At 68.8% G+C, this 22,581-nt stretch carries 20 protein-coding genes and 1 tRNA gene; 9 read left to right on the forward strand and 12 right to left on the reverse strand.

What is annotated here, in order from left to right:
- Positions 1 to 93 precede the first annotated feature (93 nt).
- Both GIY23_RS03705 and GIY23_RS03710 read left to right on the forward strand, forming a co-directional pair.
- On the forward strand, positions 94 to 1,230 hold the full coding sequence (locus GIY23_RS03705) for an ATP-grasp domain-containing protein (RefSeq protein ID WP_228717528.1): 1,137 nt from the start codon (positions 94 to 96) through the stop codon (positions 1,228 to 1,230).
- Between the two features lie 47 nt (positions 1,231 to 1,277).
- Positions 1,278 to 1,354: transfer RNA gene (locus tag GIY23_RS03710), tRNA-Leu, on the forward strand.
- A 408-nt stretch (positions 1,355 to 1,762) separates the two neighbouring features.
- Here GIY23_RS03710 and GIY23_RS03715 read toward each other — a convergent pair.
- Positions 1,763 to 2,152 (reverse strand): DUF5313 family protein, encoded by a 390-nt coding sequence (locus GIY23_RS03715; protein ID WP_154075375.1) that lies wholly within the window; start codon positions 2,150 to 2,152, stop codon positions 1,763 to 1,765.
- A 143-nt stretch (positions 2,153 to 2,295) separates the two neighbouring features.
- On the opposite strand from GIY23_RS03715, the gene GIY23_RS03720 reads away from it, so the two are divergent.
- Entirely contained in the window at positions 2,296 to 2,955 is a 660-nt protein-coding gene (locus GIY23_RS03720) for a GntR family transcriptional regulator (protein WP_154075376.1), read from the forward strand.
- A 150-nt stretch (positions 2,956 to 3,105) separates the two neighbouring features.
- On the opposite strand, the gene GIY23_RS03725 is transcribed toward GIY23_RS03720, so the two are convergent.
- The 4 genes from GIY23_RS03725 to GIY23_RS03740 form a co-directional block, all read right to left on the reverse strand.
- Positions 3,106 to 3,831 carry an aspartate/glutamate racemase family protein gene (locus GIY23_RS03725; RefSeq protein WP_154075377.1) on the reverse strand — a complete coding sequence of 242 codons (726 nt, stop codon included), beginning with the start codon at positions 3,829 to 3,831 and terminating at the stop codon, positions 3,106 to 3,108.
- A 184-nt stretch (positions 3,832 to 4,015) separates the two neighbouring features.
- Positions 4,016 to 4,747 (reverse strand): aspartate/glutamate racemase family protein, encoded by a 732-nt coding sequence (locus GIY23_RS03730; RefSeq protein WP_154075378.1) that lies wholly within the window; start codon positions 4,745 to 4,747, stop codon positions 4,016 to 4,018.
- A gap of 33 nt (positions 4,748 to 4,780) precedes the next feature.
- On the reverse strand, positions 4,781 to 6,286 hold the full coding sequence (locus GIY23_RS03735) for an NCS1 family nucleobase:cation symporter-1 (protein ID WP_154075379.1): 1,506 nt from the start codon (positions 6,284 to 6,286) through the stop codon (positions 4,781 to 4,783).
- A gap of 374 nt (positions 6,287 to 6,660) precedes the next feature.
- The gene (locus GIY23_RS03740; protein WP_154075380.1) at positions 6,661 to 6,948 is read right to left on the reverse strand and encodes an SAV_915 family protein; all 288 of its coding nucleotides are present in this window, start codon (positions 6,946 to 6,948) and stop codon (positions 6,661 to 6,663) included.
- 439 nt (positions 6,949 to 7,387) lie between these two features.
- On the opposite strand from GIY23_RS03740, the gene GIY23_RS03745 reads away from it, so the two are divergent.
- Positions 7,388 to 7,747, forward strand: coding sequence for a hypothetical protein (locus tag GIY23_RS03745; protein ID WP_228717529.1), 360 nt, complete (start codon positions 7,388 to 7,390; stop codon positions 7,745 to 7,747).
- A gap of 252 nt (positions 7,748 to 7,999) precedes the next feature.
- On the opposite strand, the gene GIY23_RS03750 is transcribed toward GIY23_RS03745, so the two are convergent.
- Together GIY23_RS03750 and GIY23_RS03755 are read right to left on the reverse strand one after the other, a co-directional pair.
- A complete protein-coding gene (locus GIY23_RS03750; RefSeq protein ID WP_154075381.1) occupies positions 8,000 to 8,917 on the reverse strand; it encodes a carbohydrate kinase family protein in 918 nt (305 codons plus the stop codon).
- Positions 8,914 to 10,131 carry an AGE family epimerase/isomerase gene (locus tag GIY23_RS03755; RefSeq protein WP_154075382.1) on the reverse strand — a complete coding sequence of 406 codons (1,218 nt, stop codon included), beginning with the start codon at positions 10,129 to 10,131 and terminating at the stop codon, positions 8,914 to 8,916. The genes GIY23_RS03750 and GIY23_RS03755 overlap by 4 nt, the downstream gene beginning before the upstream one ends.
- Positions 10,132 to 10,367: 236 nt before the next feature.
- On the opposite strand from GIY23_RS03755, the gene yidC reads away from it, so the two are divergent.
- Entirely contained in the window at positions 10,368 to 11,459 is a 1,092-nt protein-coding gene (yidC, locus tag GIY23_RS03760; RefSeq protein WP_154075383.1) for a membrane protein insertase YidC, read from the forward strand.
- A 375-nt stretch (positions 11,460 to 11,834) separates the two neighbouring features.
- Here the strand turns inward: yidC and GIY23_RS03765 are convergent, their stop codons facing one another.
- Positions 11,835 to 12,482 (reverse strand): class F sortase, encoded by a 648-nt coding sequence (locus GIY23_RS03765; RefSeq protein WP_154075384.1) that lies wholly within the window; start codon positions 12,480 to 12,482, stop codon positions 11,835 to 11,837.
- Entirely contained in the window at positions 12,479 to 13,942 is a 1,464-nt protein-coding gene (locus tag GIY23_RS03770; RefSeq protein WP_228717530.1) for a SpaA isopeptide-forming pilin-related protein, read from the reverse strand. Before GIY23_RS03770 ends, GIY23_RS03765 begins: the two co-directional genes overlap by 4 nt.
- A gap of 395 nt (positions 13,943 to 14,337) precedes the next feature.
- Here GIY23_RS03770 and GIY23_RS03775 point away from each other — a divergent pair, with 395 nt between their 5' ends.
- Positions 14,338 to 15,144 (forward strand): Bax inhibitor-1/YccA family protein, encoded by an 807-nt coding sequence (locus tag GIY23_RS03775; RefSeq protein ID WP_154075385.1) that lies wholly within the window; start codon positions 14,338 to 14,340, stop codon positions 15,142 to 15,144.
- A gap of 143 nt (positions 15,145 to 15,287) precedes the next feature.
- On the opposite strand, the gene GIY23_RS03780 is transcribed toward GIY23_RS03775, so the two are convergent.
- Positions 15,288 to 16,508, reverse strand: coding sequence for an acetyl-CoA C-acetyltransferase (locus GIY23_RS03780; RefSeq protein ID WP_154075386.1), 1,221 nt, complete (start codon positions 16,506 to 16,508; stop codon positions 15,288 to 15,290).
- 150 nt (positions 16,509 to 16,658) lie between these two features.
- Complete coding sequence (locus tag GIY23_RS03785) at positions 16,659 to 17,585, reverse strand: SGNH/GDSL hydrolase family protein (RefSeq protein WP_154075387.1); 927 nt, start codon at positions 17,583 to 17,585, stop codon at positions 16,659 to 16,661.
- 189 nt (positions 17,586 to 17,774) lie between these two features.
- Here GIY23_RS03785 and GIY23_RS03790 point away from each other — a divergent pair, with 189 nt between their 5' ends.
- The 3 genes from GIY23_RS03790 (at position 17,775) to GIY23_RS03800 (ending at position 22,090) form a co-directional block, all read left to right on the forward strand.
- Positions 17,775 to 19,142 (forward strand): cystathionine beta-synthase, encoded by a 1,368-nt coding sequence (locus GIY23_RS03790; RefSeq protein WP_154075388.1) that lies wholly within the window; start codon positions 17,775 to 17,777, stop codon positions 19,140 to 19,142.
- Positions 19,143 to 19,235: 93 nt separating this feature from the next.
- Positions 19,236 to 20,537: an RDD family protein gene (locus GIY23_RS23175; RefSeq protein ID WP_154075389.1), complete on the forward strand. Its 1,302-nt coding sequence runs from the start codon at positions 19,236 to 19,238 to the stop codon at positions 20,535 to 20,537.
- A gap of 413 nt (positions 20,538 to 20,950) precedes the next feature.
- Positions 20,951 to 22,090, forward strand: a complete 1,140-nt coding sequence (locus tag GIY23_RS03800) for a cystathionine gamma-synthase (RefSeq protein ID WP_154075390.1) — start codon at positions 20,951 to 20,953, stop codon at positions 22,088 to 22,090.
- 160 nt (positions 22,091 to 22,250) lie between these two features.
- Here the strand turns inward: GIY23_RS03800 and GIY23_RS03805 are convergent, their stop codons facing one another.
- Positions 22,251 to 22,502, reverse strand: a complete 252-nt coding sequence (locus GIY23_RS03805) for a hypothetical protein (protein WP_154075391.1) — start codon at positions 22,500 to 22,502, stop codon at positions 22,251 to 22,253.
- Positions 22,503 to 22,581: the final 79 nt, after the last annotated feature.

Below are 22,581 nucleotides of genomic sequence, written 5' to 3' on the forward strand. Positions count from 1 at the left end.
GCGGCGGACTACGAGCAAGCGTCGAAGGTCTTCCGCAAGAAGGACGACTGATCCATGGCTGACCCCGGCCCGAGTCGCGAACACGATTCACGTTTGGCGGCTGTCGTCCGGGGGAACGAGCCCGCCGACGACGTCGCGGAGGGTGCCACCCGCAAGCACCGGTCGATGCCGATGCTGTTGCAGGGCCAGGACTACTTCTTTCGGTCCCCGAGCAACGTGCTGGATTTCCAGGAACGGATGCACCGTTCCGGTATGGTCGCCGATTTCTCGGCGGACCCGGTGCCGTGTGTGCTGGTGCTGGCGCGCGCCGACGACATGGAGATGAACGAGCTCTCGCTCGCGCTCGCCGAGGTCGGCATCCGCATGGTGCGCCTCGACGCCGACCGGTGCCTGGACGTGGCGCTGACCGTCTACACCGACGCACCGCTGGTCGAGTACGAGCAGTGGTTGCTGCGGCCGATGCTGGTGTGGCGGCGGCATTTCGACCTCACCGCGCTTCCGGTCGACGCCACCACCGTCCAGGGTGCTTACGTGCACGAGCAGTGGCGTGCGGTGGCGGGCTGGTTGTCCGGACGAGGCGACTGGGAGCAGATCAACCCGTTCCGCGTGACCCAGCATCTCGACCGCCTCACGCAGCTCAGTGACGCCGCGTCGTTCGGGTTGACGGTGCCGAGGACGACGGTGACCACGTTGCCGGGTCGAAACCGGCCCGGCGGCGCGAGTTGCATCGTCAAGACGGCGGGCAAGCACCTGCTCGAACCGGAGCCGGGCGAGCTGCGCGGCCTGTTCCCACGGCCGCTGGACACTCGCCGCGTCGGGGAGGCATTGGAGCCGGCACCGGTCCTCGTCCAGCAGTACCTCTCGTCGGAGTACGAGCTGCGGGTGTTCGTCGTCGGCGAGGACATCCTCGCCTACCGGGTCGAGAAGGTCGATCCTGCCGAACTGTGGGTCGACCCGGACGCCGTGTCCGTCACGTCCGTCGAGGTGCCGGACGAGCTCGGCGAGAAACTGCTCGGGCTGTCCCGCCACTGGCGATTACACGTCGCGGCCTTCGACATCCTCGTCACCGACGGCGATTTCGTGTTCCTGGAGGTCAACGTCAACTGTGACTGGCGCTGGTTCGAGCGTCGAGCAGGCTGCGGTGCGGTGTCCGATGCCGTGCACCGTTGGGTAGCAGCCCGCTTCGACGAACTCGCCTCGGCGCCGCGTCGCGGCGGCAAGCGACACTGACCCCGGGAACCTCACGACCGGTCGCGACGTCGCAAGCCCTGAGCCCCGCCCCCGTAGCCCAAACGGCAGAGGCAGACGCCTTAAAAGCGTTCCAGTGTCGGTTCGAATCCGACCGGGGGCACCACACCCTCCGTGTCACCTGCGCAGGAGGGCCTTCGACGCGCACACTGGGACGACGAGATCCGCTCCTGTCCGGAGCGGGCCGCGAAGCCGGGCCACTTGCCCGCAGGCCCGCCCGGCAAGGGCCGGTGCTGGAGTGGTACCGCGAGTCCGGGAGCGCGGCCCGCCGCGCCGCTGTGGTGACGCTGCTCGTGCTGGCCGGGCCGGTGCTGGTCTTCGCGTCGACTCGTCGAGGGGCTCGCGACGTTCGAGTGTCGCCTCGTCGTCGCCCTGATCGAAATGGGTGTGGTCGGCGCCGAGGTCGCTGGGCGCGCAGGATTGATCCGTCTCGAACAGTCCTCTGTCACTGTGCTGCACGAGCAAATCCCTCTCGTGCTTGGCGACCCTGGGGACGATACCGGGCTGAAGGTCGTTACGACCGGTAGATCGCCGCGTAACGTTCGGCCTGCTCTCGGCGGTTGCGTTCGGACGCGGCTTCTCGTGTCGCACGGCCCGTTCCGACCGGGTAGCCGTGTTTGTGCAACCGGTACTCGCAGGTGTACTCCATATAGGCCACCGAGTACCACAGGGCCATGATCACGCCGCCGAGCAGCGACATTCCGGTGACCCACAGCGGACCCGGCGCGAGTAGGACGAGCAGTCCGGGGGAGACCTGCACCAGGCTTCGGCCGAGGTGTCGCAGCACCCACGTGCGCGTGGTGATGTCGTGGAGAACCCATTCCGCGTACCGGGAGGGCAGGCGCCCGCCGAAGGCGTACCAGACCCACAGCAGCGGGTTCGGACGTCGCCGACCGTCACCCATCGCGCACTCCTTTCGACCGCGACCCCCGCACCCTGCAGCCTACCGATGGTTGAAGAGTTGACAGGAAAGATGCGCTGCCGGAGCGTGAGCGCCCCGCCCTCTCCGCGACAATGGGACTCCGTCCGAACGCGTGAGGAGGAGTCGTGTCCGCCGCAGAGGGGTTGCGCAAGGAACCGAACAGCCCGTTGGGCGAGCAGGTCCGTCGAGCACTGCAGGAACGGATCGCGGAGGGGCGGCTGCAACCCGGCGACCGGATCTTCGAGCAAGAGCTGGCCGTCGAGTTCGGAGTCTCGCGGGTGCCGGTGCGCGAGGCGATCCGGCGGTTGCAGGGCGACGGCCTCGTGGAGGTGCGCGACCGGCGGCGCGGCGTCTTCGTGCGCAGTCTGGGCCGGCGTCAGGCCGAGGAGTTGTTCGACGTCCGCGAGGCGTTGGAAGGGTTGGCGGCGAGGCTGGCGGCCGAGCGCAGTAGCCCGGACGGGGTCGAGCGGATGGCAGCGCTGGTCGCCGAGGCCCGCCGGTCTTTGGAGGCCGGTGACTTCGCGGCGATGGCGGAGGCGAATTCGGCGTTTCACGACGAGCTGGTGGCGCTGTCCGGGCACGAGCTGCTGCCGACCATGCTCGAACCGTTGCACGGGCGGCTCGCCTACCTTTTTCGCCTGAACCTGGAGCCCGACCGGGTGTGCGCGGAGCACGAGCAGCTGCACGCGGCCATCGCCGCGGGCGACGCCGAAAGCGCGGTCGCGGTCGCCCAGCAGCACGTGGCCTCGAGCCGCCGCATGGTCGTCGACCACGACCTGTGCTGACCCGGAGAACTCCTGACAGAGGTCTTGCTTGGTGGGTCGGGTGGCGGAACCTCGGTGCCCTGCTCGCTGCGGGAATCGATTTCTCGAGTAGTGGTCGGGCAGCGTACGTCGTGATCGCTCAGCGGCTCCGCCACGGAAACACCCGGCGCCCTATGAACGCGTGAGCGGCCAGCCTGCGATGTCCTTGCGCTGCGGTGTGGAGTAGCTGCCGATCGTGGACGGTCGCAGGCGCAGGTCGACGAGCGTCTCGGTCAGGCCGACCCCGGCCGCGACGGGCTCCACCACAGGCACGCCGACTTCGTCCTGGACCTGCTCGGCCAAGCCGACGAGCCCGGCGCAGCCGAGGCAGACCACGCCTGCGCCGTCCCTGTCGACCGCTTGCGCGGCTTCCTGCACGATGTGCCGACCGATGCGTGCCGTGTCCCGTTCGAGTTCGAGCACCGACATCCCGACCGAGCGCACCGAAGCGCACCGTCCGTCCAGACCTGCGAGCCGGAGGCGATCGCGGATCTGGCCGACGGTGCGGTGCAGCGAGGTCACCACGGAGTAGCTCCTGCCGAGCAGGCAGGCGAGTTGCACCCCGGCTTCGGTGATGTCGACGACCGGCACGTCGAGCAGTTCCGTCAGCCCTTCCCGGCCGTGGCCGCCGAAACCGGCGACGACGAGGGCGTCGAAGGGTTCCTCGATCGCGATGATCCGGTCGATCACGCCGACTGCGGCCAGATGACCCTCGAAGTTCCCCTCGACCGACGCGGGCCCGAACGTGGGTGTGACGGGCAGGATTTCCGTGTCCGGGCCTGCCGCGCCGAGCGCCTGCTCGTGAATGGCGCGCGTGATGTTCTCGGTGGTGTTGATGTTCGCCACGACGATTCGCATGGCAGGTGCCTTCCGCTCGGTTGTGGTGCGTCGGCGGGTATTGCGGAACTGGCTTGTGTGCCCGTAGGGCACGTCTCGCAAGTGATCAGCCGGGGCACGGTGAGGTATCGGACCACACACCCAAGTTCCACAGTGCGCTCTCGGCGGGGGCAGGGAAACCCTTGGCACGCCCGCACATCGCCGGTCAGCTGCTGTTCGGCGGGGGCGGCCAGTTGGTGAGCGTCTTCGGCGGCCTGGGCGCGTACGTGCGCACCTTCGAGGTACTCAGTCCCAGCCGGACCAGCGATTCGGCGATCGTGACCGCTGCCGACACCCCGTCGACGACGGGCGCGCCGGTCCGGTCGAACACCTGCTCGGCGAGTCCGGCCATGCCGCCGCAGCCGAGACAGACGACCTCGGCCTTGTCGCGCGCGACCGCCTGCTCCGCCTGCTCGACGATGGCGTCCACGCTGGCCTGGGCGTCTTTCTCGAGGTCGAGCACCGCGAGGCCGCTGGCGCGTACCGAGGCGCACCGAGCGCCGAGCCCCGCGGCGTCGAGACGGTCCTCGATCAGCGGGACCGTGCGGTCCAAGCTCGTCACGACCGAGTAGGTGCGGCCCAGGAACTGTGCTGTGCTCGCGGCCGCTTCGGTGATGTCGACGATCGGCACGTCGAACAGTTCCTGCAGCCCTTCCCGGCCGTGTTCGCCGTACCCGGCCTGGATGACGGCGTCGAAGTGCCCGGGGTAGGCCCGGACGGCCTCCATCACGGCGATCGCCGCAAGGTAGCTCTCGTAGTGTCCTTCGACGGATTCGGCGCCGAAGGACGGCGTCACGGGAACGATCTCGGTCGCCGCGTCGGCGACCGACGCGGCCTGCTTGGCGATGGCGTCGGTGATCGAGGCCGTGGTGTTGACGTTGACGACGAGAATGCGCATGTCTTGGGCCCTTCTGGCACTCGTGGCGTCGGTTCACTCGGCAGGGACGGCGATGGACTCGCCGTCCACGTCCTGCGCGTCGTGCTTGCGGTCGCCGATGACGATGTAGATGAGGGCGCCGAGAATCGCGCCGATGAACCACGAGAAGCCTGCGACGGAGCTGAACGCGGGGACCAGCGCCAGCACGACCGCGATCGCGGCGGACGGCGCGAACGCCCAGACGGCCTTCGGGTTGTAGCCCCGCCGGTAGTGGTACTCGCCGTGCTCGTCCTCGGTGTAGAGGTCGGGGATGTTCACGCGGGCCCGGCGCAGCAGCCAGTAGTCGGCCGTGATGACGCCGAACAGCGGTCCGAGCAGTGCACCGAGGCCGCCGAGGAAGTAGTTCACCACGACCGGGTTGTCGTAGAGGTTCCAGGGCAGGATGGCGAGGCCGATGACGGCGCTGACGACGCCGGCCCGCCGGAAGTTCAGGTGCCGGGGGAAGAGGTTGACGAGCACGTAGATCGGCGCCACGAAGTTGGCGAGCAGGTTCACCGCGATCGTCAGGACGATCAGTGCGATCGAGGCGGCGGCCAGCAGGGCCATGTTGGGGATCGTCTGGACGATGTCGGTCGGACTGGTGATCACCCGCCCGTCGAGCTTGAACTGCGCTCCACTGAGGACGACGATGATCACGCCGAAGAAGAGCATGTTCACCGGGATTCCGACGAGGTTCCCGCGAACGATCGCACGGCGGCTCGTGGCGGAACGCGTGAAGTCACAGAAGTTGAGCACGAACGTGCCGTAGATGACCACCCAGAGCGCCGCGCCCTGCAGGATCTGGACCCACATGTCGGCACCGGTGAGCGGCTGCGACGTGGACAGGGCGATGGACCCGTCCGCGCGGACGAACAGCCAGACCGCCAGTGCGCACATCGTGATGAGCGTGACCGGGGCCGCGATCGCCATGTATTTGCGGATCACGTGCATGCCGTAGCTGACGATGAGGACCTGGATCGCCCAGAGCGCGAGGAAGGTGATCCAGCCGAGCGTCGACAACCCCAGCACCGACTGTTCCCGCAACGGCTGCAGCGCCGGGAACAGGGCGACCAGCAGGGTGTTCAGCACCGACGAGGCGAGGTAGGTCTGAATGCCGAACCAAGCGATGGCGACCGCGCCGCGAACACCGGCCGGTATGTGCCCGCCTTTGGTGCCGAACGCGATCCGGCTCATGACCGGGAACGGAACTCCCGTCTTGTGTCCCATGTAGCCGGACAGGGTCAGCAGCAGGAACAGCAGCACCGAGGCGAGTACGAAGGCGAGAAGGATGCCCCACACGTTCAGTCCGAGCGCGAACAGGCCGATCGCGAAGGTGTAGTTGCCGAGGCTGTGCACGTCGTTGGCCCACAGTGTGAAGACGTTGTAGGAACCCCAGCGGCGCCCTTCCTTCTTGGTGGGTGCGAGGTCGTAGCTGTAGAGCCGAGAACTGGCGCGCCCTGGCGCGTCCGCCGGCTGGTGGTCTCGAGAAGTCGTTGCGGTGCCCGAGGTCTCGCTGTCCATGACACGGTCTCCGGTTCAGGGGAGGTTCGGCGGTGTGCCGGGTGCATCGGGCCGGGGATGCGTCCGCGTCGGCTGGTTCTCGTGTCGGCGCGCCGGGCGTTCCGCTCGGATTAACGATTCGTCGCGAGTATTTCGTATTACGAAAGTATACTTTTGGTATGCGAAGACGCTAAGTCGCGTTCGTTCTCCCGTCAAGAGCTTGGCCCGCCTGCGTCACTGCCGTGCGCGGTGTCTGTACAGGGCGCGGTGTCGCCTTCGATGCCGGCCCCGCAGAGGCGCGAGCCCAGCTCGCGCCGCGGTCGAGCTGGGGCAAGCCAGGCCGCCTTGTGCGGTGGCTGCTCCGGTCTCCGGTGTCTGCGACCCCGGAGCAGTACTCAGGAGTCGTCGCGCTGGTCCGAGGTGGGCGCGGGATCCCAGAGCACCACGGCCGCACCGGATCGGGAACGCAATTCGTCGACTTGTTCCGGTCGCACCCCGATGCAGGACTGGCGGCGCCCGCAGCACTCGGCGAGCTTGTCCCGAGAGGTGAACGCCAGCAGTGCGAGGTCGCCGTTTCCCGTCTCGCGAAGTTCGAGTGTCGCCTCGCTGTCCCCGCTGCCCACCGGCCGGGAGGGAACGTAGGCGACGTTCGGCGCGGTCGCTCCGGTGGCGTTGTCCTGCACGGCGAGCCTCCTCGTATCGGCGACGGCCGCGACGGTACCTGTCCTTGGTGTGTGGCGTCCGGAATCTGCTATCCGGGTGCCGATGTCACATTCGTCCTCGCGGAGATCACCACGCGGTTCATGCAACGTGGAGAACTGCCCGATCCCGGGAGCGCGCTGCGGTGCAGTAGTCACCGCTTCACGAACAACTGATCATTCCTGACAGGAATCTCCATGCACAAAGGAGCGCTCGTTCGCGGCCATAGCAACGATACGGTCACGAGTGGATTGCAAGTAGGCGACCGATGGGAGCCGTTCGAGCCTGATTGTTGATTTCAGCCGGGCAAACTTCCCAGGGTCACGACTCCTGCGAACATTGTTCATGTTTTAGGTGGTGCCCTGGCCGAGTAAGACCCACCGGGTTTGTAGCTCGTTTCGGCATGTCGTCACAATCGCGGGCATGAGTTATCACCACGGTCCGAACGACTACCCTCCGCAGAACCCTGGTCACTACTCGTCGCAGGGACCACCGCCGAGTGACCGGCGGGGCGGGGGCGACATTCTCGCGAACGTGATCCGAGTAGTCACCGGCCTGATCGTCACAGTGTTCGTGTTGCACATCCTGTTCGTGGTCCTCGACGCCAATCAAGGCAATGAATTCGTCTCGTTCATCTACAGCCTCGCGCAGGTTTTGGTTCTCGGCCTGGGGGACGTATTCACTCCCGATGATGCCGTGCTCGGCGTGGTGCTGAACTACGGCTTGGCCGCATTGATCTATCTCGTCATCGGACGCCTGATCACCAAAGCGATCCAGCGCTGATCAGCCACACCGGAAGGTCTGGCGCTGGTGATCACAGATCTCGTGCGCGCCAGGCTCGACCGTGCTCACGGCATGAGGCCTGAGAAGTGGACCCGGCAGCCTTCCGGACAGTGGTGGGCTGGCCGGGTTTCGCGCTTCTGTGGGCGGCCGTGCTGCGTTCCTCGGCGAGCACCAGATCGACCTGGCTCGGCACACCGGATCCCGTCTCGCGTTTGATCAGTCTGGGACGCCCGGGCCTGCTGTGCGCCGGTGTCACGCGGCCAGGGCGTCGTCGACCTCGGCGGTGGTCGGCGGGTTCGCGCCTGCGCGGGCGCAGGTGATGGCCGCGACGGTGGTGGCTCGGCGCATGATCTGTTCGGTCGCCGCTTCGTCGGCGAGTGCGTCGAGGGACCGCGGGCCCACCCCTGCCCGCAGCGCCCCGTCGAGCAGGCCGGCCATGAACGCGTCCCCGGCCCCGACCGAGTCGACCATCTCGATCTGCGGCGGCGCGAGCGTGCCGGTGTGGTGGTCCGTCGCCCAGAAAACTCCGTCGCCGCCGTGGGTGACGGCGACCAAGGCGGCCTCGGCGAACATCTGCGGCAGCGCCTCCGGTGGGGTGCCCGGGAACAGGAACTCCAGGTCCTCTTCGCTGCACTTGACGATGTGTGCGTGCGCGGCAGTTCGCAGCACGTGCTCTCGCACCGAATCACGGTCCGGCGTGATCGTCGGGCGCACGTTCGGGTCGTAGCTGATGAGGACGTTGCCGGCGCGGGCCGCGTCGCGCACCATGCTCTGCACCGTCTCCGCCCCCGGTGCGAGCACCGCTGCCAGCGACCCCACGTGCAGCAGGCCCGTCCCGCCCGGCACCCGCAGGTCCGCCACGTCCCAGTCGAGGTCGAACTCGTAGGTGGCGCTACCCCGCTCGTCGAGCCGGGCCAGTGCGGTGCTCGTGCGCGGGGCCACCGACGACCGCACGTCGACACCGTTGTCGCGCAGGTGGCGCGCGACCAGCTCGCCCCGCTCGTCCTCGCCGAGACGGGTGAGCAACGTGGGGGCGTGATCCAGCCGGGACAAGCCGACGGAGACGTTCGCAGGCGAACCACCCGGATGCTCGACCGGCTCCGTGTCGCCGGGACGCAGCACCAGGTCGACCAGGGACTCGCCGACGACGGTGACGGGCGGAGTGCTCATGCCACACCGCCTCGCCGGGCCAACGCCGTGGCCGCGGCCGGTGCCAGCGGCAGGTCGGGGAACACGACGGCCTGATAGGCGTGGTACACGTCCGGTTTGCCTGGCCACACCGTGGTGGAAACACCCAGGTCCGAACCGAGCTCGTGGTGCCAGCTCCCTCCGGCTGTGTCGACGAAGTGATCCGCCAGGAACCGCCACCACTGCTCGGCGAGCTCAGCCGCCTCCTCGTGTTCGGCGGCGCGGTACAGGGCGTCCGCGGCGAGGACCGCCTCGGCTTGCACCCAGTGCATCCGCTCGGCGACGACCACGGCGTCCTCCCAGTCCAGCGTGTAGACGAAGCCGGGTGCGCCGTCGGCGGCCCAGCCGACTCGGACCGACTCGTCGAACAGCGTCGTCGCCGCGTCCAGCAGCCAGGCCGGTCCGCCCCGTTCGTGGAGCCCCACGAGCAGGCGGGACCACTCCAGCCAGTGCCCGACCGTCGTGCCGTACGGGCGGAACTTGTCCGCAGGCTGCTTGGCGTTGTACTCCAGCAGCGGTGACCAGTCCGCGCTGAAGTGCTCCGGCATCCGCCAGCCGTGGTCGCGGGTGAAGCCGCCCACGATCCGCTCGGCGATGCTCATCGCCCGCTGCCGCCACAGCGGCTCACCGGTGGCGTCGGAGCAGGCCGTGAACGCCTCGACCGCGTGCATGTTGCTGTTCGCGCCCCGGTAGTCCTCGCACAGTGTCCACTCCCGCGAGAACGACTCGACACCGAGACCGTGGGACTCGTCCCAGAAGTGGCGTTCGATCACGCGCTGTGCCCGGTGCAGCAGGTCCTCGGCGCCGCTGAGTCGTGCCGCGTACGCGGTGGAGGCCGCGAGCAGCACGAAGCAGTGGCCGTAGAACGTCTTGGACACCTCCAGCGCGGTGCCGTCCGAGTCGATGCTCTCCACCCAGCCGCCATTCGCCGGGTCGTGGAACAGGCCGATCAACGCGCGGACCCCGTGCGCTGCGTGGTCGCGCGCACCGGGGTGGCCTGCCAGTGCGGCGAGGCCGAAGACGTGCGTCATCCGGGCCGTGATCCACAGCTCGCGCCGCGTGGAGTCCGGCGTGCCCTGGGAATCGAGGTATCCGAAGCCGCCGTCGGGCAGGACGGAGCGCGAGGCGAACTCGAGCAGGCGTTGTGCCTCCGCCTGCCGCCATGCGGCGCCGCCGGGCTGGTGTGGATCACGCATGAGTGTCACTCCGAAGGGACGTAATCGATGCAGGGTGCATGCTCTCCCATCGGTGGCCCGTGCGGTCTCCCGGGGCGGGCGCAACCGCTGTGAGCAGTCACCCCGCGACCCGCGCTGGGTTCGCGGCCGAGCACGTGGCACCCTGGTGAGGCTGGACCCTGCATCCTGCGGCCGGGGGACGGCTGTCGACGGTGCGGCTCGACGATTCGCGCCGAGCAAAGACCAGGAGTGGGTTCGTGTTCGATTTCATCCTCTACCCGGTGTCGGCCATCCTGTGGTTCTGGCACCAGGTTTTCGGCGCGGTACTCGGGCCCGACAACGGGTTCGCCTGGGTGCTGTCCGTCTTCTTCCTCGTGTTCTCGCTGCGCGTGGTGCTGCTCAAACCCGCCATCAGCCAGATCCGCTCCGGCCGGAAGATGCAGAAGTTCGCGCCGCACATCCAGAAGCTGCGGGAGAAGTACAAGAACGACCGGCAGCGCATGGCGCAGGAGATGCAGAAGCTGCAGTCCGAGCACGGGGTCAACCCGCTCGGCGGCTGCCTGCCGGTGCTGCTGCAGGTGCCGGTGTTCCTGAGCCTGTTCTGGGTGCTGCGCGGATTCACCCCGCAGGCGCAGAGCAACTACATCTTCGACAGCGGAGGCGTGCAGTCGTTCCTGCAGGCCGACCTGTTCGGCGCGAAGCTCGGTAACTGGATCACTCAGCCGGAGGCCGAGCTCGCCGCGTTCGACACCTCGCGGACGACCATGATGGCCGTCGGCATCCCGCTGATGATCGTGGCCTCGTTGGCCACCTACTTCAGCATGCGCATGTCGCAGAAGCGCCAGACCGATGCGTCGATGTCGAACCCGCAGACGCAGATGATGGCGAAGTTCATGCTCTACATCGCGCCGGTGGGCACCCTGATCTCCGGGTGGTTCCTGCCGATGGCGATCGTGCTGTACTTCATGGCGAACAACATCTGGACGCTCGGCCAGACGCACTTCCTCACCAACAAGATCGACCGCGAGCAGGAGCGCGAGCGGGAGAAGGAGATCGCGGAGAAGAAGGAAGTGCAGCGTCCGAAGCCGGGCCAGAAGCCCGCGCAGACGCAGAACGGCGGCGGCACCGCCGTCAAGGTCGACTCCGACGGCGACGAGTCGGACTCGGACGAGACCCCGCAGGAGAAGTCGGGTGGCGGCAGCGGCAAGAGCAGCGGAGGCGGCAAGGCCGGAGGCGGCGGCTCGTCCCGACCACCCAAGGGCGGCGGAGGCGGCAACAAGAATCCGCAGAAGAACAGGCCGGGCAAACAGGCGGCCTCGGCGAAGAAGAGCAACAAGAAGCGCCGCTGACTCGGCATACCGAGAGGCGTTCCGGCCCCGTCTCCGGCCCGTGGTGTGACGGACGTAACGATGAGGGGCGGGTCTCGTTGAGTTCCGCAGGGAGTGTGGTGACTCCCCGTACCCCAGCGGTACTTGGACTCCGGCCGCTGCTTCCGGGGAACAGCGAAAGGCCCGGTGGTCGCCCCCGACCACCGGGCCTTCTTGCTTCTGGAGGGCGTGCGGGCTGGTTTGCTCGGTGAGTGGGGTGGCGGAACCTCAGCGCCCTCCTCGCGGGGACAGCGTCGACGTGATGTCGGTACCTACCTGATGTCGACGATCCCGCAGCCAGTCGCGAGGTGAGGTGCCGCCACGGAACCACCCACGCAGCCCAACCCTCACACCCGCTTACACCGGCGTGGCGATGACGATTCGGTTGTCGGTGTAGCCCTCGTCGCCGCCGACGAACCTGCCGCCGCAGGTGACGAGCACCAGCCGGTGCTCACCGCCCTGGCTGAACAGCTCCGCCGCCTGCGCGGGCAGCTCCTCCTTGGTGACGGTCACGATCTCGGACACCCGGTACGTGAAGTCCGTGCCCTGTTCGTCGCGCACCGAGACCGTGCCGCCGGGCGCCGCGTCCCAGAGCTCGTCGAAGGGGCCGATCTCGCCCTTCCAGTTCACATGCCCCGCCAGGACCGTCGCGCCCTCGGGCGCGTCCAGTCCCGCCCCCCACCACGTCGCCTGGCCGACGCCGTCCGGGACGGGCAGCGTGCCGGTGGGCTCGAGTTCCTTGCGGACGAGTGTGGCCGTGCCGCCCTGAGGAAGCTGCACGGTCCCCGGCGGCTGACCTGCGGGTTCGAACACCGGCTGCACCGGTGCTCCGCTGTCGGTCGTCGCGGGCAGAGGGGCCGGGGGCTGCTGAGCAGTCGGTTCACCGCCGCCGGACACTGCGATTCCGGCGACGAGCGCGACCGCCCCTGCGAGCCCGACCGCACCCGCGAGGACCGCGGCGAGCCGACCACGACGCCGCGGGCGTTCCGTGTTCCGCTCCGTCACTGTCGACGGCCCGCCGAGACCAGCTCGCGCCGGTAGGCGAGTCCTCCGCCCACGGCCGCTCCGGCCAGCGCGAGCGCACCGAGACCGATCAGAGCTCCCGAGAGGGTTTCGTCGCCGCTCGCGCGGACGTCGACGACCTCGCCGTTCGGCGCGACCGGGTCACCGGCGGGGATGTGCACCGGGACGGTCGGAGTGTTCGCCTTGTTCGTCAGTGCCAGTTCCAGCGTCCTCCCGGCTTCGACGGTGCCGGTCGCGGACGGAGCGGCGGCCGGGTCGAACGCTTCCTCGTATCCCGTGGCCGGGCTGACCTCGGTGACACTGATCTGCTGGGGCGCCGCGAGTCCCGGGACGGCGACCGTGCCGTCGTCGGTGGTGGTCACGACGGCGGGCTCACCGTTCTCGCCGACGAACTCGGTGCCGTCGGCGAGCATGGCAGGGGTGCCGTCGGGACCGGTCACGCGGAACGAAGCACCGGCGATACCGGCCTTGCTCTGCTCGTCGGTCTTGACCACGAGCGCCTCACCTTGCGGGGCGAGGGCCCCCGCTGCCGCCGCCACGGTCAGTGTCTCCTCGCCGCCGGTGGAGACCAGGCGCTGCGTGCCTTCCGGGTCCTGCACGGATCGCTGGACCTTCGGTTGCGCCGTAGGGGCGACGAGTTCACCGGTGATACTCGGAGCCGGCCCGGTGGGGGTGACTCGCAACCGCAGCGGGCTGCCGTCGTCCGGAGTAGTCACGGTGCCGTCCTCGGCGATTCCCTCGACCTCGGCGTCGGTCACGTTCAGACTCACCGGGGCGCCGCTGATGCCTTGACCGTCGGCTCCGACGACCTCGATGGTCCACTCGTCCGCCTGGCCGATCGTCTGCGGTTCGGCCGGGGCCGCCATGCTCGCCGTCCACGGACCACGGTTGCGCTCGGCGTCAGCGGCGATCGTGGCCACGAGCTCGGCCGCCTCCGGGTGCTTCTCGTCGAGCTGGGCCTGGTGGTAACCGATGTCGTAGGCGACTTCGGTCATGTCGCCCGTCTCGGTGTCGCCCGGCGTCGACGTCGCCGCGTGCAGCAGGTGGGCGACGGCCGCCGCCTCGTCGTCCGAAGTGGTCTCGCCGTGGCGCAGCAGCATGTACGAGACCATCGACGCGACGTCCTCCGGCAGCGGGTTGCCCCACTTGTCGGTCAGTTCGCCCGCCGGTTCGTACTCCTCGTCCCGGTCCGGCGACTGCAAGCCGAACTGGACACACCAGGCCTGCTCGCCACCGACGACGAACGAACCCAGCCACACGCCGTTCTGCCAGTGCTCGTTCTGGCCGGGCGCGATCGTGTGGCCGTGGCCGAGCTCCTCGGCGAAGGTCCGGACCGGCTCGTCCGGATCCGAGGCGAAGGCGGCGGGCCCAGCCAGCACAGAGCCCCCGGCGATCACGGCGGCGCCCGTGGCACCGGTGATCCACTTCCTGAACGTGCGCATGCGAACTCCACTTCTCGTGGGTGAGATGAGAGACAGGGGTGTCGGCGTGCGCTGCGTCATCGCTCCCAGAAGCGCACGAACACCCGCGACGATCCTTGAGCGCGCCAGGGGTCGCCACAAGGTCCGTTCGGGCGCGGAAGTGGATCAGTTGTTCGCGGATTTGCCGACTGTGCACCCGTACGGACGCACTCTCGATGCCCTGTGCGACGGTGATGGTCACCGTCCGCGGCGAACCCGTGCGGTTGGCCGCGTCGCCGGATCGTGACGTGTGATCGAGGTGACCCGTTGCCACCCCCGACCGGGGGAGTAAAGTGTTCTTAAACCCAGCGACGGGAACTAACCGGCGGGTTCGGTCGTTGTCACGGTGACGGCGCACGTACGCCCAGGAGGATGAGTTGCGCACTACCAGCAACCCAGCGTTCAAGAACCTGCCGAGCGGCGGTGGGTACGCGAACTTCAACTACGGCCAGGGTCAGCCCGCCGCGGCCGGCGGCACCTTCGGCCAGGCGCCGTCGGCCCCGGCGCAGACCGGCCGCCCGATGACCATCGACGATGTGGTCACCAAGACCGCGATCACGCTGGCCATCGCCGTCGCGACCGGCGTGGCGACCTACGTGGTCGGCGGCGCGAGCTCGGTGATGCTGGCGCTGCCCGCCGCCATCGTCGGCCTGGTGATCGCGCTCGTGATCGTCTTCCGCAAGAAGGTCAGCCCGGGGCTGGTCATCGCCTACTCGGCGGTCGAGGGCGTGTTCCTCGGCGGCATCAGCTATCTGTTCGGCGTCCTGGTGGCGGGTAATCCGGCGATCATCGCGCAGGCGGTCGCGGGCACGATCGGTGTGTTCGCCGGGATGCTCGTGGTCTACAAGACCGGCGCGATCCGGGTCACACCGAAGCTGACCAAGTGGATCATCGGCGCGATCGCCGGTGTCCTGGTCCTCATGCTGGTCAACCTCGTCGCCAGCTTCTTCACCGAGGGCGGCCTCGGCCTGCGTGACGGTGGTCCGATGGCGATCGCGTTCAGCCTGCTGTGCATCGGCATCGCCGCGTTCAGCTTCCTGCTGGACTTCGACGCCGCCGACAAGATGATCAAGAGCGGCGCGGACGCGAAGCTCGCCTGGTACGTCGCCTTCGGTCTCATGGTCACCCTGGTCTGGCTGTACCTCGAGATCCTGCGTCTGCTCTCGTACTTCCAGAACAACTAGTTCGGAAGCGACACCCCGACGCGACAGGGGCGCCGAGCTCACCCGAGCTCGGCGCCCCTTCTCATACTGCACACCGATGAAGCGAACGGCACTTTCGCCTCACAAGACGGGGCGAAAGTGCCGTTCGCTTCGTGGAATCGGGCTCAGGAGAGGCGTTCGAGGACCATGGCCATGCCCTGGCCGCCGCCGACGCACATCGTCTCCAGGCCGAACTGCTTGTCGTGCCACTGCAGCGAGTTCATCAGCGTGGCGGTGATCCGTGCGCCGGTCATGCCGAACGGGTGGCCCACGGCGATGGCGCCGCCGTTGACGTTGAGCTTCTCCAGCGGGATCCCCAAGTCCTGATACGACGGGATGACCTGTGCGGCGAATGCCTCGTTGATCTCGACGAGGTCGATGTCGCCGACACCGAGTCCGGCGCGGGAGAGTGCCTGCTTCGACGCCTCGACCGGCCCGAGCCCCATGATCTCCGGGGACAGCCCCGAGACTCCGGTGGACACGATCCGCGCGAGCGGGGTGAGCCCGAGTTCCTTGGCCTTGGTGTCGCTCATGATGACGAGCGCGGCCGCACCGTCGTTGAGCGCGCAGCAGTTGCCCGCCGTGATGCGCCCGTCCGGCCGGAACACCGGCTTGAGCCCGGACAGGGCCGCCTTCGTCACGCCCGCACGCGGCCCGTCGTCGGCGTTCACGACGGAACCGTCGGGACGCGTGACCGGCGTGATCTCCCGATCCCAGAAGCCGTTGGCGATGGCCTTCTCGGCGAGGTTCTGGGAGCGGACGCCGAAGTCGTCCATCTCGTCGCGGCCGACGTTCTTCTCGCGGGCGAGGTTCTCGGCGGTCTGCCCCATCGGGATGTAGACGTCGGGCAACGCGTCGTACTCACGCGGATTGTTCCACGTGTCCGAACCTTGTTCGGCGACACGTTGGGTGCGCTGCTCCGCCTCTGCGAACAGCGGGTTGTGCGTGTCCGGCAGCGAGTCCGAACTTCCCTTGGCGAGCCGCGACACCATCTCGACACCGGCGCTGATGAACACGTCGCCTTCACCGGCCTTGATGGCGTGCAGTGCCATCCGGGAGGTCTGCAGGCTCGACGAGCAGTAGCGGGTGATGGTGGTGCCGGGCAGGTGGTCGTAGCCGAGCAGGACGGACACGGCCCGGGCCATGTTGAAGCCCTGTTCACCACCGGGCAGGCCGCAGCCGAGCATCAGGTCGTCGATCTCGCGCGGGTCGAGTCCGGGGACCTTGTCGAGCGCGGCGCGCACCATCTGCGCGGTGAGGTCGTCCGGACGGAGGTCGATCAGCGAGCCCTTGCCTGCACGACCGATGGGGGAGCGTGCGGCGGAGACGATGACAGCTTCGGGCATGGAGGCTCCTTCGTTGCTCGGCGTCCGCGTGAACGCCGGTGCCGAGCGGCGATGCGTCGTTCGTGGTGATGCCACTGTAGGACCGTCACCGCGCCGCACGCGGTGACGAGGGTCACCCAGGCGAGAACCGATGTTACCGATTGGTAGCGGCTACTGGTCGCCCGCCCAAGCGCGGCGAGCCAGCCCGCGGTTCAGCCGAGCGACGATGCGGCGCGTCGGCCGCCGAGCTTCGGCCGCCGTCGACCGCACCGGCGGGCGCGGAACGGGCCCGCCCGCCCACTCGCCGATCGCGTCGCAGAGCACCGGCAACAGCACGTCGGCGGTGGCCGCGTACCCCGCCGCCGACGGGTGGAAGTTGTCCGGGCTGAACATCTCCGACGGCCGGGTGAGGAATTCCGGTGAGAGCAGGTCCGCCAGCGGTACGGCCCGTCCTCCCACGGCCTCCACCTCACGGCGCTGCGCCTTTCCGAGCGCGTGACTCCAGGACCGGGCCACGGCGCGCAGCGGCTGCGGGATCGGACGGATCGCGCCCAGGTCCGGGCAGGTCCCGGCGACGACGGCCACGCCCCTGTCCATCAGTGCGCGCACCGTCTCCCCGAGCAGGCGTGCGGACGTGCTCGCCCGCTGCTTCGACGTCACGTCGTTGGCACCGATGAGAATCAACGCCAGCCGCGGCGGAGTCACCAAAGCGGCCTCCACCTGGGGCCGGAGCCTGCGGCTGGTGGTACCGACGACGGCGTGCGTGGTCAACGCGACCGGACGCTGAAGCTCCTCGGCCATGCCCCGCGCGATGCGCACCCCCGGGAGTTCGTCCGGCTCCTCGACACCGAGCCCGGCCGCCGTCGAGTCGCCGAGCACCGCCAGCTCCAGAGCATCGGCACCGTCGGCGTCCGGGACCGGGCCGGAGCCGTCCGGCAGATACACGCCGTCGGCTCGCAGCGGTTGCGCGCGAGGCGGTCCGATGATTTTGCGCGCTCGCCGGGATTGCTCGTTGAGCAGGCCGTACGCGGCGCCAGAGAGTCCGCCCGCGGTGCCGAACGCGTAGGCGAGCAGACGGATCGACTGGAAACCGAACATCCGACACCTCCGATCCGTCCCTGTTCCGTTGCTCAACAGTTCCGCTACTCCGCGGTTCCCCTACTCAACAAGACGTCCGGGGCCGCGATTTCGTTCCCTCGTGTCCGCGACGTCACCGCGAGTGGGGTGAACGGGCCGTCGACCATTAGGCTCGGAGTCACCGTTTGCGGACAAGGGGAGGCACCCGTCGTGGAGTACGCCGAGCACGTCGTCGACCTGGTGGGAAACACACCGCTGGTGAAACTGAACTCGCTGGCGACAGGCCTGTCGACGCCGGTACTGGCCAAGGTCGAGTACGTCAATCCGGGCGGCAGTGTCAAGGACCGCATCGCGCTGCGGATGGTGGAAGCAGCGGAAGCCTCGGGCGAACTGCGCCCCGGCGGCACCATCGTCGAACCGACCTCCGGCAACACCGGCATCGGTCTCGCCATGGTCGCCCAACGCAAGGGCTACCAGTGCGTGTTCGTCTGCCCCGACAAGGTCAACGTCGACAAGCGAAACGTGCTGGAGGCCTACGGCGCCGAGGTCGTCGTCTGCCCGACCGCCGTCCCGCCGGAACACCCCGACTCGTACTACTCGGTCTCCGACCGGCTCGCCGCGCAGGACGGCTGCTGGAAGCCGAACCAGTACGCGAACCAGTCGAATCCGGAATCGCATTACCACTCGACGGGTCCGGAGATCTGGGAACAGACCGAGGGAAGAATCACGCATTTCGTCGCGGGCGTCGGAACCGGCGGGACCATCTCCGGTACCGGGCGCTACCTCAAGGAGATTTCCGACGGCCGGGTGCAGATCGTCGGTGCCGATCCGGAGGGGTCCGTGTACTCCGGCGGAAAGGGCCGTCCCTACCTCGTCGAAGGCGTCGGGGAGGACTTCTGGCCCGCCGCTTACGACCGCGACATCTGCGACGAGATCGTCGCCGTCACCGACGCGGACTCCTTCCAGATGACCCGCAGGCTCGCCAGGGAAGAGGCGATGCTCGTCGGCGGCTCGTGCGGGATGGCGGTCGCGGCGGCGCTGCGGGTCGCGGCCACCGCCGGTCCCGACGACGTGATCGTCGTGATGCTGCCCGACGGCGGCCGCGGCTACCTCAAGACCATCTTCAACGACTCGTGGATGGCCTCCTACGGCTTCCTGCCGCCGGATCACGCGGCCGGTTCCGTGGGCGACGTGCTGCGGCGCAAAGACGGCACGATGCCGGAACTGGTGCACGTGCACCCGAACGAGACGGTCGCCGAAGCGGTGGCGATCCTCCACGAGTTCGGCGTCTCGCAGATGCCGGTCGTCCAGGCCGAGCCACCGGTCATGGCCGCCGAAGTCGCGGGAGCCGTCAACGAGGCCGACCTGCTCGACTCGTTGTTCGCGGGCAAGGCCAATCTCGCCGACAAGGTCGAGACGCACATGTCGAAGCCGCTGCCGACGATCGGAGCGGGCGAGACCATCAGCTCCGCCATGGCCGCGCTCACCCACGCCGACGGCGCCATGGTTCTCGTCGACGGCAAGCCCGTCGGCGTCGTCACTCGCCAGGACGTGCTCGGTTTCATCGCCGGCCGGTGACGGGATTCCGATAGGCCACCACTACACGCCGACCCGGTCGGATACCGTGTCCGGCGACAGCGCCAGGTCCACCCGAGGGGGTCCGACAACCCGATGAGCTCTCCGCAGCCGCCACAGGGCGGTCCGCAGGGACAGCCCGAGCACCAGGGCGGTTCCGATCCGAATGCGGACTCGACCCAGATGATCAATCCGACGGGAGCGCCGCAGCAACAGCCGCAGCAGCAGCCGGTGGCGGACTCGACGCAGGTCGTGCCGCCGTCGATGCAGCCGCAGCAGCCCCAGCCGATGTATCAGCAGCCGGGCCAGCCCACGCCGCCTCCGCCGCAGGCGCCGCAGGGCGGCGGAGACTCGACGCAGGTCGTGCCGCCGACGATGCAGCCGCAACAGCCCCAGCCGATGTATCAGCAGCCGGGCCAGCCCAGCCAGTCCGGCGGGTTTCCCGCACAGCCGCCCGGCCCGCCGTCCGGCGGCTTCCCCGCGCAGCAGCCGGAGCCCAGTGCCTTCGACGCCGCGCTCAACCCGCCGCAGCCTCCGCAGCCGCAGCCCGGCTTCGGGCCACCGCCTCCGCAGGGCGGGTTCGGTCAGCCCGGCATGATGCCCGGCGGTCCCGTCGGGCAGCCGGTCGAGTGGGGTACCCGCGCCCTGAGCTACCTGATCGACTTCGTCGCGCCGGGTGCGGTAGTGGGCGTGCTAGCGCTGATCGTGAGCGCTATCGCCGGTGACAGCGTGGGCTTGGGCATGGGCCTCAATGCAATCTTGTACCTGGCACTTCTGGGTTTCCTTATCTGGAACTCCGGCTACAAGCAGGGGACCACCGGTCAGTCGCTCGGTCGCGGCGTCGCGAAGACCAAGCTGATCAGCGAGGAGACGGGCCAGCCGATCGGCTTCGGCAACGCCTTCCTCCGCCAGATCGTCCACGTCGTCGACAGCCTCCCTTGCAACATCGGCTACCTGGCTCCGCTGTGGGACGAGAAGAAGCAGACCTGGGCCGACAAGATCATGAGCACGCTCGTCGTCCCGGCCGATCCCGCACCGCAGGGCGGCTTCCCGGGTGGGCCCGGTTACGGTGCGCCACAGAACCCTGGTTTCGGTGGCCCGCAGTCCGGCGGCTTCCCGGCTCAGGGGCAGCCGCAGGCGCCCTACGGCCAGCCCCCGCAGCCCGGGTTCGACGGTCCGCAGTCGGGCGGCTTCCCGGCTCCGGGACAGCCGTCGTACGGCCAGCCGCAGCAGCCGTATGGACAGCCCCAGCAGCAGTACGGCCAGCCGCCGCAGCAGCCCTACGGTCAGCCCCAGCAGCCGTACGGCCAGCCGCCGCAGCAGTATGGGCAGCCGCCGCAGCAGCCGGGGGGCTACCCGCCGCCCCCGCAGCAGTACGGCCAGCCGCCTCAGTGGTGATTCGGCGCTGACCCGCCGAGGTGAGCTCGTCCAGTGGCCCCCGACCCACGCGGTCGGGGGCCACTGCTGTGTCCGAGCCCTCCGCCGCGAAAGAATCCTGTAGGAGGTGTTGCTCGGTGGGTCGGGTGGCGGAACCTCAGCGCCCTCCTCGCTGCGGGATCGGTTTCTTGAGTAGCGCCCTACGCTGCGAAACCGCTGTCCTCGCGAGGAGGGCGCTGAGAACCCGCGGGTGGTCCGGCTGCATCCGTGGTGACAGCTCAGCGGCTGCGCCGCTGACACGACGCGACGACAGCTCATGCTGCAAGGCCTTTTGAGAGTGCGTGCCGCTTGATCTGTCTCGGTGGTTCCGTGGTGGAACCTCACCTCGCGGCTGACCGCAGCTCCGCACCCGCGTGACCATTATGCTGCGAGGCATGACCGACGGCTTCGCGACCCGCGCCATCCATGCCGGGCAGGAACCAGACCCGAACACCGGCTCCGTGATCACGCCGATCCACGCGACCTCGACCTACGCGCAGGACGGCGTGGGCGGACTGCGCCAGGGTTACGAGTACTCGCGCACCGGTAATCCCACGCGCACCGCCCTGGAAGAGGTGCTGGCCGCGCTGGAGAACGGTCAGCACGCGCGAGCGTTCGCCTCCGGGATGGCCGCGACCGACGCGATCCTGCGCGCGACGATGCGCCCTGGTGACCACCTGATCATCCCGGACGACGCGTACGGCGGCACGTTCCGTCTCATCGACAAGGTCCTCGCGGGCTGGGGTATCGAGTACACCCCGGTGCGGCTGTCCGATGTGGACGCCGTGCGGTCGGCGATCCGCCCGAACACCAAGGTGCTCTGGGTGGAGACGCCGACGAATCCGTTGCTGGGGATCGCCGACATCGCCGCGCTCGCGCAGCTCTCGCACGACACCGGGACGACCCTCGTCGTCGACAACACCTTCGCCTCGCCGTACCTGCAGCAGCCGCTGGAGCTGGGCGCGAAGGTGGTGTTGCACTCCACCACCAAGTACCTCGGCGGGCATTCCGACGTCGTCGGCGGAGCGATGATCACCTCCGACGAGCAGCTCGCCTCCGACGTCGCCTTCCTGCAGAACAGCGCCGGTGCCGTGCCCGGACCGTTCGACGCCTTCCTCACGATGCGCGGCCTCAAGACCCTCGGGGTCCGCATGGACCGGCACTGCGCGAACGCGGAGCGGATCGTCGCGGCGCTGCAGAGTCATCCGAAGGTGGGCCGCGTCTACTACCCGGGCCTCGAGTCGCACCCTGGCCACGAGGTCGCGGCGAAGCAGATGAACCAGTTCGGCGGCATGGTCTCGTTCACTCACGTCGACGGGGAACAGGCCGCGCTCGAGGTGTGCTCGCGGACCCGGCTGTTCACCCTCGCCGAATCGCTCGGCGGCATCGAGTCGCTGGTCGAGCACCCCGGCAAGATGACCCACGCGAGCACGGCGGGCTCACTGTTGCAGGTTCCGTCGGAGCTGGTGCGCCTGTCCGTCGGGATCGAGGAGGTCGACGACCTGCTCGACGACCTGCTCTCCGCGCTGGGCTGAGGCCACACCCGGCACCCGCGTGGCCTCTTCGGGGTTCTTGCAGTCGTCGTGTCGTGTCAGCGGCGGAGCCGCTGAGCGGTCACCACGGACGTAGCCGGACCACCGGCGCTGAGGTTGCGCTACCGACCCACCCGAGCACAACCTCCTGATGAGGAGCCACTCAGTAACGGCCGTGTCCGTCGCCGAGCGGGCGGGTGTCGGGCTCGGTGGGCACCTCGGGGGCCACCGGAACGTCCTCTGCGGACACGCAACCGCCGACCAGCTCCACCACGCCTTCGCGCTCCTCGTACCGCCCCGGGTCGTCGCAGCCGGAACTGATCACTGTGAACAGCGCCACACCGGACAACGCCGTCGCGGCGGCGAAGCCGGTGATCAGCGGAAGCGTGCCCGCTTTCGCCGTCAGCCCCGTCATGCATCCTCCCCGCACACCGCAGAGTCGGCTCGTCACGCGCCGTGCCCCGTCGAGGGTAGCCGAGGTCCGTTCCGCGCGT

Source organism: Allosaccharopolyspora coralli (assembly GCF_009664835.1).
Classification (GTDB): Bacteria; Actinomycetota; Actinomycetes; order Mycobacteriales; family Pseudonocardiaceae; genus Allosaccharopolyspora; species Allosaccharopolyspora coralli.